The 10,383-nt window shown below is 50.5% G+C and carries 11 protein-coding genes; 5 read left to right on the top strand and 6 right to left on the bottom strand.

What is annotated here, in order from left to right:
* From VFA_RS23050 to folA, 5 genes are all read left to right on the top strand, one after another.
* Positions 1-97 (top strand): 50S ribosomal protein L27 (locus VFA_RS23050; protein ID WP_187380384.1); only part of this gene is annotated, 97 nt, incomplete at its 5' end.
* A gap of 217 nt (positions 98-314) precedes the next feature.
* Entirely contained in the window at positions 315-1,493 is a 1,179-nt protein-coding gene (gene cgtA, locus VFA_RS00065) for an Obg family GTPase CgtA (protein ID WP_004723698.1), read from the top strand.
* 166 nt (positions 1,494-1,659) lie between these two features.
* Complete coding sequence (locus tag VFA_RS00060; protein ID WP_038150551.1) at positions 1,660-2,421, top strand: threonine/serine exporter family protein; 762 nt, start codon at positions 1,660-1,662, stop codon at positions 2,419-2,421.
* A 1-nt stretch (position 2,422) separates the two neighbouring features.
* Positions 2,423-2,896 (top strand): threonine/serine exporter family protein, encoded by a 474-nt coding sequence (locus VFA_RS00055; RefSeq protein ID WP_004723694.1) that lies wholly within the window; start codon positions 2,423-2,425, stop codon positions 2,894-2,896.
* Between the two features lie 41 nt (positions 2,897-2,937).
* The gene (gene folA / locus VFA_RS00050; protein ID WP_004723691.1) at positions 2,938-3,417 is read left to right on the top strand and encodes a type 3 dihydrofolate reductase; all 480 of its coding nucleotides are present in this window, start codon (positions 2,938-2,940) and stop codon (positions 3,415-3,417) included.
* A gap of 74 nt (positions 3,418-3,491) precedes the next feature.
* Here the strand turns inward: folA and apaH are convergent, their stop codons facing one another.
* From apaH to lptD, 6 genes are all read right to left on the bottom strand, one after another.
* Positions 3,492-4,307, bottom strand: a complete 816-nt coding sequence (gene apaH, locus VFA_RS00045; protein ID WP_004723690.1) for a bis(5'-nucleosyl)-tetraphosphatase (symmetrical) ApaH — start codon at positions 4,305-4,307, stop codon at positions 3,492-3,494.
* Between the two features lie 10 nt (positions 4,308-4,317).
* Complete coding sequence (apaG, locus tag VFA_RS00040) at positions 4,318-4,698, bottom strand: Co2+/Mg2+ efflux protein ApaG (RefSeq protein WP_004723687.1); 381 nt, start codon at positions 4,696-4,698, stop codon at positions 4,318-4,320.
* A 69-nt stretch (positions 4,699-4,767) separates the two neighbouring features.
* Positions 4,768-5,583 carry a 16S rRNA (adenine(1518)-N(6)/adenine(1519)-N(6))-dimethyltransferase RsmA gene (rsmA, locus tag VFA_RS00035; protein ID WP_004723685.1) on the bottom strand — a complete coding sequence of 272 codons (816 nt, stop codon included), beginning with the start codon at positions 5,581-5,583 and terminating at the stop codon, positions 4,768-4,770.
* A 20-nt stretch (positions 5,584-5,603) separates the two neighbouring features.
* Positions 5,604-6,605: a 4-hydroxythreonine-4-phosphate dehydrogenase PdxA gene (gene pdxA / locus VFA_RS00030; RefSeq protein ID WP_004723683.1), complete on the bottom strand. Its 1,002-nt coding sequence runs from the start codon at positions 6,603-6,605 to the stop codon at positions 5,604-5,606.
* Positions 6,595-7,890 (bottom strand): peptidylprolyl isomerase SurA, encoded by a 1,296-nt coding sequence (gene surA / locus VFA_RS00025; RefSeq protein WP_004723680.1) that lies wholly within the window; start codon positions 7,888-7,890, stop codon positions 6,595-6,597. Before surA ends, pdxA begins: the two co-directional genes overlap by 11 nt.
* Before the next feature lie 62 nt (positions 7,891-7,952).
* Entirely contained in the window at positions 7,953-10,313 is a 2,361-nt protein-coding gene (gene lptD, locus VFA_RS00020) for an LPS assembly protein LptD (RefSeq protein ID WP_004723677.1), read from the bottom strand.
* Positions 10,314-10,383: the final 70 nt, after the last annotated feature.

Raw genomic sequence — 10,383 nt, 5'->3', positions numbered from 1 at the left:
TAAAGACCACACTCTTTTCGCTCTATCTGATGGTAAAGTGAAATTCGAAGTGAAAGGTCCTAAAAACCGTAAATTCGTTAGCATCGAAGCTGAATAAGTTTAGTTTCTCGATGAATTTAAAAGCCCTGCCGTTAGGTGGGGTTTTTTATTTATCTGGAGAGAAGAGCCAATAACAAGAGGCCCTGCTCCGTCAGAGTGGCTTGTTATCTGTTCCCAAGCAGAAGGTCTGGACCGTTTATTGCGGTGATACTTCTGCTAAAATTTATATCATTGGTAAATGATGATATTGCAACGCAAGTAATGCGGAGTAAGTAATGAAATTCGTTGATGAAGCGGTAATTAAAGTCGAAGCGGGCGATGGCGGTAACGGTGTTGTCAGCTTTTGGCGCGAAAAATTCGTAACGAAAGGTGGCCCGGACGGCGGCGACGGCGGTGATGGTGGCGATGTCTACATCCAAGCCGATGAGAACTTGAATACACTGGTGGATTATCGTTTCCAGCGTTTTTACGCGGCAGAACGTGGTCAAAACGGTGGCGGCGGTAACTGTACTGGTAAGCGTGGTAAAGACATTACGTTGAAAGTGCCTGTCGGAACGCGCGCAGTGGATATCCACACCAACGAAATCGTGGGTGAAGTGGCTGAACACGGCAAGAAAGTGATGGTTGCTAAGGGCGGCTGGCACGGTCTGGGTAACACTCGTTTTAAATCATCGGTGAACCGCGCGCCACGTCAAAAGACGATGGGGACGAAAGGTGAAGTTCGTGAACTTCGTCTTGAGCTGCTCCTGCTGGCGGATGTCGGTATGCTTGGTCTGCCGAATGCTGGTAAATCCACTTTTATCCGTTCTGTTTCAGCGGCGAAGCCAAAGGTTGCGGATTATCCGTTTACAACCTTGATCCCAAGCTTGGGTGTCGTGAGTGTTGTTCCTGAAAAAAGCTTTGTTGTGGCAGACATTCCTGGATTGATCGAAGGAGCTGCAGAAGGTGCAGGTCTAGGGATCCGATTCTTGAAACACTTGGAGCGTTGTCGCGTGCTACTGCACATGATCGATATTTTACCGATCGATGGCAGTGAACCCGCACAAAACGCGTTGACCATCATGGATGAGCTTGAGCAATACAGCGAAAAGCTTGCGAAGAAGCCGGTTTGGTTAGTCTTTAACAAAACGGATCTGATGTTGGAAGAAGAAGCGGAAGAAAAGATCCAAGAGATCTTAGACGCGCTTGCATGGGAAGGCCCATACTTCAAGATTTCAGCGGTCAACAAGCAAGGAACGGCGGAACTGTGTCGTGAACTGGCTGACTTCATGGAAACGCTCCCTCGCGGCGCTGAAGAAGCGATCAGCGAAGAGCAAAAAGTCGAGTTTATGTGGGACGATTACCACAAAGACGCCATGGCGGGTCAAGACGTGGTGACTGAAGACGATGACGACGACTGGGATGATTGGGACGACGAAGAAGATGACGGTCACGTGATCTACGTTCGTGAATAATTCATTTCTGATGAAATCATCAAAAGCCGCATAGTATTTGCGGCTTTTTTGTGTCTAAGTCATGTTTCGTTGCGTGATTTTCATGCAGACTAATAACTTGTACTCAGAATGGAGTACGCTTTGATTGAATCATTTTTGTGGTAAGTCGGACGTTAGGAAAGGAATCATGGCATCCAAACAGAGAGCAGTTTCTCGTTTGATAGCGCAGGCTGGGCAAATGTTACTGGCCCACGGCGCTGAAAGTACGTTAGTCGGCGATATCATGCGCCGAATTGGATTGGCCAGTGGCATGAGCGAAGTGGAAGTGTCGTTGTCGGCCAGTTCGTTAGTGGTCACCACGGTCTATCAAGAGCATTGCATCACCACCACTCGGCGTTGTCCGGATCGTGGTATCAACATGCGCGTGGTCACGCAGATCCAACGGATCTGCATCATGATGGAAAAGAGATTGCTCGATCACGAGCTGGCTCAGAAAAAACTCAATAAGATCAACCCGGAACGATACAACCGTTGGTTGGTGGTGCTGATGATCGGCCTCTCTTGCTCGGCCTTTAGCCGCCTCGCGGGCGGGGATTGGACCGTCTTTGCGATTACCTTTGTCGCTTCTTCGGTTGGGATGTTTGTCCGCCAAGAAATCGGCCATCGTCATTTCAACCCGCTGCTCAACTTTGCCGCCACTGCATTTGTAACTTCGGTGATATCCGCCCAAGCGGTGATCTACCATTTGGGCAACAAGCCCACCATTGTCATGGCCTCATCGGTGCTGATGCTCGTGCCCGGTTTTCCATTGATTAACTCGGTCGCAGATATGTTGAAAGGCTACATCAACATGGGCATCGCCCGTTTTGTGATGGCCAGTTTGCTGACGCTGGCGACGTGCCTTGGCATCATCGCTGCGATGAGCGTCACTGGCATTTGGGGGTGGTAACATGTTGAGCTGGCAATTATTTTTTGGATTGATCAACGATATGTTCTTTGCCGCGATTCCGGCGGTGGGGTTTGCTTTGGTATTTAATGTGCCATCACCGGCACTAAAATATTGTGCGTTGGGTGGCGCCATTGGCCACGGGTCGCGTTATTTGATGATGCATTTTGGCGTGCCGATCGAGTGGGCTAGCTTTTTTGCCGCCACGATCGTCGGCATGGTGGGGGTGCAGTGGTCGCATAAATTCCTCGCTCACCCGAAAGTGTTCACCGTCGCCGCCTTGATCCCGATGGTGCCTGGTGTGTTCGCCTATAAAGCGATGATTGCCATGGTGGAGATCAACCACCTAGGGTTCACGCCTGAATTGCTGGCCACACTGATGGAGAATTTCCTCAAAGCGATGTTCATTATTGCTGGCTTAGCGGTTGGCCTTGCGGTTCCTGGGCTGCTATTCTATCGCCGCAAACCGATTGTATAGATGCCACCCCACCCGGGTGGCCAACGCTTAGGAACGAATTGATGATCATCAGTATGATTGCCGCGATGGCAAGCAACCGAATTATCGGCAAGGACAACCAGATGCCCTGGCATCTTCCGGCGGACTTTGTCTGGTTTAAACGCTGCACCATGGGCAAACCGGTTGTGATGGGACGCAAAACCTATCAATCGATTGGCCGTCCACTGCCGGGGCGTCAGAACATTGTGATCAGCCGTGATGCGAGCTTAGTCATTGACGGTGTAGATGTGGTAACGTCAATCGATGCGGCATTGGATAAAGCTGGCGCGGCTGATGAAGTGATGATCATTGGCGGCGGCAGTATTTACACCGAATGCCTGCCACGCGCTGGCAAACTCTATATCACGCTGATTGATGCCGACCTCGACGGTGACACTCAGTTTCCAGCGTGGGGCGCCGAGTGGCAAGAGACACACCGTGAACATTATGACGCCGATGAGAAAAATCAGTACGACATGGATTTTGTGATTCTAGAGCGCTAATCGCAAATCAAGCATCTCGAATCAAGCACGGCGTATGACATGAAAAAGCCCGGTTTCACCGGGCTTTTTGCTGTTTAATTGGCGCGACTTAACGCTGCTTGTTCAAAGTACGCTTTGTCTTCCCAGCGCAACAGCGTGAGGGTGGCACCCCATACACAACCGGTATCGAGCCCGATGACGTCATGACCGCGATATCCTTCCAGTGCTGCCCAGTGACCAAAGAGCACGGTTTTTTCCAGTTTCACGCGGTTGGGGAGCGCAAACCAAGGCAGTAAGCTGCCGTCGGTGACTTCGCTGGGGGGCAGTTTGCATGCCATGTCCAGCCGCCCGTCAGGAAAGCAAAACCGCATGCGGGTGTAGCTGTTGATGATGTAGCGATAACGCTCAAGCCCGCTCAACGCATCGTGCCACATGTCCGGTTGATTGCTGTACATGTGTTCAATCAACCACTCCCAATGGGGGCCCTGCAAGAGCGTTTCAATCTCTTTAGCTGCTGCACGTGCGGTCTGCAGATCCCACTGCGGCGAAATGCCTGCGTGAGCTAAGACAAATTCCTCGTGCTCCTGCAGCAAGGGCTGCTGGCGAATCCAGTCCAGCAGTGCTGGGCCATCATCGGCTTCCAAAATCGGCAAGGTTTTGTCTTTCTTTTTGACTGGATGAATGCCGCGCGATACGGCCAAAAGGTGCAAGTCATGATTGCCCAGCACCACTTTCGCTGCGGGGCCTAAATCACGAATAAAGCGCAAGGTTTCAAGTGATTTGGGGCCTCGGGCAACCAGATCGCCAGCGACCCACAGGGTGTCATGTTCGGGATTAAACGCAACCTGTTTGAGCAACAGTTGCAGTTCATCAAAACAGCCTTGAATGTCACCCACAATGTAATTCGACACACAAACTCCGTTAATTGAGGACGTTGGGAACCGCGAGGCGGAATGGCTCGATATCGGCAATAAATTCCTCACCCGCTTGATTGTGCATGATGTAGTGGCCTTGCATGACGCCAACCGGGGTTTCCAGCGCGGTGCCGCTACTGTAGGTATATTCGTCATTGGCTGGAATCACGGGTTGTTCTCCGACCACGCCATCACCTTCCACAGTCATCTGTTTGCCGTTGGAATCAGTGATGAGCCAGCGACGGCTGATCAGTTGTACGTTTTCATTGCTGAGGTTTTTAATCGTGATCAGATAGGCGAACACATAACGCTGGTATTCAGGGTTGGATTGTTCAGGAATGTATTTGGTGTGAACCTGAATCTTGATACAAGGATTGGAAATATCCATGAAAACTCCTTATCCGGATATCGAGGCGTGAAAACAGACAAAGGATGACACTGAGGTCATCCTTTGTATTTATGCCTGTTGCACGTGGTTGGCGTCAAGCCAGTTGGCCATGGCCACGAACTGTTGCAGGGTCAAATTCTCTGGGCGCATGCCAGGATTGACACCGAGCTCTTCCAACACCTCAAGCTCAAGCAAGCCTTTGTAGCAGTTTCGCACGGTTTTACGGCGCTGGTTAAAGCCTTCACGCACTACGCGATCCAGCCATTTCAAACTGGTGGTCGGGTGCGGTAGGTCTTCGTAAGGCACCAGACGAACCACGGCGGAATCCACTTTTGGTGGCGGAACAAACGCGGTCGGCGGCACTTCCAGCACAGGCACCACTTTGCAGTAGTACTGCGTCATGACGGTCAGACGGCCATACGCTTTGCTGCCAGGGCCTGCTGCCAAACGGTTAACCACCTCTTTTTGCAACATGAAGTGCATGTCCTGAATATCTTTATGAAATTCGAACAGATGGAACATCAGTGGCGTGGAGATGTTGTAGGGCAGGTTACCAAAGATGCGTAGTTTGTTGTTTGGCTTCACCAATTGGGTGAAGTCAAAACGCATGGCATCGCCTTCGTGAATGGTCAGTTTATCGGCCAATTCAGGGTGGTTACGTAGACGTTCAGCCAGATCGCGGTCCAGCTCAATCACGGTGAACTTGTCGACTTCGCGGCCAACAGGTTCGGTGATCGCGCCCAGACCTGGACCGATCTCAACCAGGTTTTGCCCCGGTTGAGGGTTAATCGCTGACACAATCCCATCAATGATGTAAGGATCGTTCAGGAAGTTCTGACCAAAACGTTTACGCGCTTTGTGTCCTAAGTGGACATCGTTTCTCATAGTGTTCTCGACATTCTAGATCATCGACAAGAGGATGATTTCTTATCAACTAATTCAATCGCTTGAGCGAGTGCTGTTCTAAAACTTCCCACATCGGCCAAGCCACTGCCGGCTAAATCGAGCGCGGTGCCGTGGTCGACGGATGTTCGAATAAAAGGCAGACCCAGCGTGATGTTCACGGAGCGGCCAAAGCCTTTATATTTCAGGACGGGAAGAACCTGATCGTGGTACATGCCCAGAACAGCATCGGCTTGCTGCAAATATTTGTCATTGAAGATGGTGTCGGCCGGTAATGGACCAATCAGTTGCATGCCATCTTGCTGACGTAATTTTTCCAGGGTCGGTGTAATGGTGTCGATTTCTTCGTGACCCAAAACCCCATCTTCCCCGGCATGTGGATTGAGGCCGCATACATAAATGGTAGGCGCTTCAATCGCAAATTTCTCGACCAAATCCTTGTGGAGAATATGAATGATCTTTTCCAGACGCTCGCTGGTCACTGCTTTGGACACATAAGCCAATGGAATATGTGTTGTCACCAGTGCCACGCGCAGCCCTTCGGTTGCCAGCATCATCACCACCAACGGGGTGTTGGACTGTTCCGCAAAGAACTCAGTGTGGCCGCTAAACGCCACGCCTGCGCGATTGATCACTCCCTTATGAACGGGACCGGTGACAATAGCATCAAATTCATCATTCATACAGCCTGCAGCGGCTCTTTCTAGTGTTTTTAACACATAATGGCCGTTGCTTTCGTCCAATTGACCGGCAACCACAGGCGTAGCGACCGGAATATGATCGACAATTAAGGTCCCCGCTTGCTGTGGTTTCGGTGCGGCAGAGGCATCGTAGTCGAGTAGGGTGACTTGGATGCCCAAGGTTTCAGCGCGCTGAGCCAAGACGGTTTTATCAGCACACACCACCAGTTGGTGAGTCCAGTCTTCCGTCGACAGGGCCAAAACCAAGTCCGGGCCGATGCCTGCCGGTTCACCGGCGGTCACTACGATTCGCTTAATTGTCATCGTCTTCATCCTTCAACACTTCCACGAACGCGCCTGCGCGCAGTTCTTGTAGCCAAGCGCTGGCTTCTTCGTTGAACTTACGGCTGAACAGAATACGATATGCTTTGTTTTTCAGCGCGGAGTCGGTTCGGTCGACTTCGCGGCGATCCAGAACTTCCACAATGTGCCAACCGTGCACGGTTTTAAAAGGTTGGCTGATCTGGCCGACGGGCAGTGTTTCTACTTGGTGTTTGAACTCAGGCACGTACAGATCCGGCGTTTGATATCCCAACTCACCGTTTTGCGCTGCAGAACCTGGGTCTTGGCTATATTGTTGAGCCAGTTCACCAAAGGTGGCTTCTCCGGCTTGAATACGGCGTACAAACTCGTTGAGTTGTTTTTGAGCGCCATCATCGCTCAGAATGATGGTGGGTTTAATCAGAATATGGCGCGCGTTGACTTCGGTAACGGCTACGGTTTCTAGGCCTTTGACATCATCAATTTTGAGAATGTGGAAGCCCACACCGCTACGAAATGGCCCAATGATGGTGCCTTTGTTCTGCATCTTGATTTGGTCAGCAAAAATCGTAGGCATCTCTTCTTTACGCATCCAGCCCCAGTCACCGCCATCTAGTGCTTTTGGACCTTTGGAGTAGGTGATTGCCATGGTGCTGAAATCCGCGCCCTTGTTCAGTTGTTCAACCAATTTCTTTGCTTGAGCTTCGACTTCAGATTTGTCTTGTCCGTCATTAAAGCGCAGTTGAATGTGGCTGATTTTGTACTGAATGGTGGCGTTGGTCTCTTTGGCCAGCAGATCCGCGAGCGTGTTCACTTCAGCGGGAAGAATGTTGATGCGGCGGCGAACCAAAGCATTGCGCGCTTCACTGGCTGACATCTCTTTACGAATTTGCTCGCGAAATTCTGGGTAAGTCAGTCCTTCTGCTGCGACAGACACGCGCAGCTGCTCGGCGGTTTGATGGTTCTCTTTTGCGATGTCATTGATCGCTTCGTTGAGTCGGTTGTCGTCGATGCGAACCCCGATACGTTCAGCTTCTTGTTGTTGCAACGTATCAATGATCAGCTTCTCAACCACTTGTTCACGCAGCACCGCTTCGTCTGGCAGTGCGCGGTTATTTTTCTTGGCATTGGCTTTCACGCTCAGCAGCGCGGTATCAATGTCACTTTGCAAAATAACACCGTTGTTGACGATGACCGCGACGCGATCCATCTCAACCGGTTGGGCTTGTACCAAGCCAATGCTCATGAGACCCAGCAGAGTCAGTAGCGTGTGTTTCCACAATTTCATTAGAAGTCCTATCAAAATCAACGGCCTGACTCTTCAGACCGGATGGTTCGTTATTAAGAAACTCAGTTATTCAAGAAGAATGGTCGACCGTAGCCTAGAGAGCTATCCGACGTATCGATGCCCGTCATGCTTTCGCTGGAGCCGATACTGGTGCCAAATCCAATAATGCCGATGTTAAAGCTAAAGTTGTTTTCGTAAATGGGGTCATCAAACGATGCGTAACCACCTTTCAGGGTTTGGTTCCAGTCTTTCAGCTGGTTGCTGTAGGAGAAACCGATGTACCAGCAGTCGGAGGTATAGCGAACGCCTGCCAGCCACTCCAGCGCTTGGTTGGTGGTTAAGTCATGGAAATATTGTCCGCCAATGTACCATTTCGGTGACACCTGATAACCCGCCAGCAGGCCGGCTTGCGAGATGCCATCTTCCGTAATGGTGTCGATGTCGTTGAGCGTATCGCCCACGGTATCTTCAATGTACTGCTTGGTCACGTAACGATAGTTTGCTTGCACGAAGCCATCATCAAAGCGGTATTCCAAGGTGCTGTTGGCGAGCTGCATTTCGCTGGTGTCCACGTCGTACTGCACACCACCGTGGTAGAACAGGTAATCATCGTAGTTGAAGTCCATCTCAACCGCCCAAGCTGAGTAGCTTGATTGGGAGTCTTCGTCGGTGGATGAAGAACCGGTTTTCAGATCCTTATCAATGTAGAAGATCTGACCAAAGGCGATGTTGAGACGTTCTTTGTACTCATCGTCAAAGAAACGGGTTGAAGCCCCGTAGCTCACTTGGTTGGCGGGTGCGACGTAATCGATACTGCTGTATTTACGGCTACGGAACAGACCGTAGTAATCCGCTTGCAAAATGGTGGTGTCGTACCAAGCGATGTTGCTTTGATCTTCTTTCGGCACGTACAGGTATTGGATCTGAGGTTCGAGCGTTTGCGTGTAGTTATCAAACAAAATGGTATCGCGTTCCAGAACAATACCCGCGTGACTGCGGAATTCGGGAATCACGCGGGTGACGCTTTCTTCGAGATCACGATAACTGTCGGAACTGGTATCGACACCATCAAGATCTTGTTGATAGTAAGTGCCAAGTACGCGCGCTTCCGTGGTCCACGTCCCCCAAGTGGTTCCCAATGGAATGGTAACCCCTGGCTCTACGTGTACGCGTGTGGCCGATGGCTTGCCCTTCGCATCGGTCTCAAAACGAGCCACATGGCTCTTCATGTCCAGATTGAGGTAACGCATCACTTCAGGCGCGTAATAGTTAAAGGATAACTGTGGCATGAGGCGATAAGGTGAGTTATCTGTAGTGGTCAATACTTGAAAATCACGTGCCATCAACGCAGCATCCCAAGAATGCGTGCGGTAGGTAATTTTACCTTGTTGAATCAGCTGACCATCTTCACGGTTACCAATGCCTGAGCTGAGGTCGGAGAAATAATCGACGTCACTGACGCGTGAATAATCGGCTTCCAGTTTCCACGCTTCGTTGTAAATACCGCTGTGTTGGTATTGGAATGCCCAGCGTTTACCTTCGTCTGGGTTGAGCGAGTCATCGGGAAGGTACTCGGATTTCAGGCTCCCTTCCCCCAAATCGGTCAAATAACGGAACACGGTGTTGAGTTGCGTGCCGCGTTTTTCCATGTAACGCACTGACGTTTCTAAATCGTAGTTGGGCGCCAAGTTCCAGTAAAACGGCACTTCCAATTCAAAACCATCACGCGAACCGTAAGACACTGTAGGGTAAAGGAAACCGGTTTTACGCGTGTCGCCAATTGGCACCGTTAAGTATGGGAAGTAGAAGACGGGGACATCCAGCACTTCTAAGCGCGGGTTATAAAAGGTCGCTCTTTCTTCGTTTTGATCAACGGAAATACCGGACGCTCTCAATCGCCAAGCACTGTCGCCTTCCGGACACGAGGTGATCGAACCATCTTCGATTTCATACACCGCTTTCCCGGTTTTGGATATATACGCGGCTTCACCTCGGCCCTGTTCACACAGAAATTTATATTTGGTGTTCTCCAGCGTCATTTGATCCGTGGTGAGATTATTGGTGGCTTTATCTGAGGTGGCTTTGACCTGACCATCGCTAAAGTTGACGTTGCCTTCGGCCACCACCACGTTGTCTTTTTGGTGCAGTGTGACGTTGTCAGCACGAATCTGTTTTTTACCCTGAATCACCACCACATTGCCGGAATAGGTCGCGCGTTCGCCATTAATTGCTTCTAGCTTATCCGCTTCGACATTGATAGGCTGTTCATTCGGATTGTCAGCCTCGGGCTGGTCAACTAAACATTGATCGATAGTGGGCAGTTCCTGCACACTGTCATCCACCGTAGCGTCTGCTTGAGTCTGAGGCGCAAAGAGCGCGGCGCTAATCGAAGCGGCTAAAAACGTGCGGGAAAAACGTGACATCGAATTGTACTATCCTGTTGAAATTGTTTGAGTCCGATATTGGGAGAATTGATTCATAAAAACGCTTCCT

The organism is Vibrio furnissii CIP 102972, assembly GCF_000176175.1.
Taxonomy (GTDB): domain Bacteria; phylum Pseudomonadota; class Gammaproteobacteria; order Enterobacterales; family Vibrionaceae; genus Vibrio; species Vibrio furnissii.
This window is presented reverse-complemented; position numbering and strand designations above follow the sequence as displayed.

What these genes read in the sequence shown, in the direction of transcription:
- cgtA (WP_004723698.1), top strand. Translation starts at nt 315, where the DNA reads ATGAAATTCGTTGATGAAGCGGTAATTAAAGTCGAAGCGGGCGATGGC.
- VFA_RS00060 (WP_038150551.1), top strand. Translation starts at nt 1,660, where the DNA reads ATGGCATCCAAACAGAGAGCAGTTTCTCGTTTGATAGCGCAGGCTGGG.
- VFA_RS00055 (WP_004723694.1), top strand. Translation starts at nt 2,423, where the DNA reads ATGTTGAGCTGGCAATTATTTTTTGGATTGATCAACGATATGTTCTTT.
- folA (WP_004723691.1), top strand. Translation starts at nt 2,938, where the DNA reads ATGATCATCAGTATGATTGCCGCGATGGCAAGCAACCGAATTATCGGC.
- apaG (WP_004723687.1), bottom strand. Translation starts at nt 4,698, where the DNA reads ATGGATATTTCCAATCCTTGTATCAAGATTCAGGTTCACACCAAATAC.
- rsmA (WP_004723685.1), bottom strand. Translation starts at nt 5,583, where the DNA reads ATGAGAAACGATGTCCACTTAGGACACAAAGCGCGTAAACGTTTTGGT.
- pdxA (WP_004723683.1), bottom strand. Translation starts at nt 6,605, where the DNA reads ATGACAATTAAGCGAATCGTAGTGACCGCCGGTGAACCGGCAGGCATC.
- surA (WP_004723680.1), bottom strand. Translation starts at nt 7,890, where the DNA reads ATGAAATTGTGGAAACACACGCTACTGACTCTGCTGGGTCTCATGAGC.
- lptD (WP_004723677.1), bottom strand. Translation starts at nt 10,313, where the DNA reads ATGTCACGTTTTTCCCGCACGTTTTTAGCCGCTTCGATTAGCGCCGCG.